At 71.9% G+C, this 402-nt stretch carries 1 pseudogene; it reads right to left on the reverse strand.

The annotated features are described in order from the left end of the window. Nucleotides 1-402, reverse strand: a pseudogene (locus EOA22_RS37360) (DNA mismatch repair protein MutL); the annotation flags it as partial.

The raw sequence follows: 402 nt of genomic DNA on the forward strand, positions 1-402 counted from the left end.
GCCCAGCACCGCGCCGAGCAACGTCTCGGCCGCTTCATCCTGCCCTGCGCGTGCATCGGCGCTGGCAAGCGGACCGGCATCGAAAGCCGCTTGCTCGCTTTCTCGCAAGCCGCGCTGCTCGAAGCCCGCACCATCGAAACCCATATCGAGCGGCCGCTGCGGCGATCGGGCAGGATCGAAGCCGGACGGACCCGACGCGCGGTAGGCCGCGTCGTAGCTGCGGTGGCCGTTTGCCGGTCCGCCGTGGCCGTAGGATGCGGCCCCTGGCCGGAACGCCGCCATCATGCCGGCGGCACCCGTGGTGGCGGCGCGGACGCCGGCATCGGCCAGTGCCTGTCGGATGGCCCCGACGATCAATCCGCGCACAAGGCCGGGATCGCGGAAGCGCACATCGGCCTTGGC

The sequence above is a fragment of the Mesorhizobium sp. M7A.F.Ca.US.014.04.1.1 genome (assembly GCF_003998745.1).
In the GTDB taxonomy this organism is placed as follows: Bacteria; Pseudomonadota; Alphaproteobacteria; order Rhizobiales; family Rhizobiaceae; genus Mesorhizobium; species Mesorhizobium ciceri.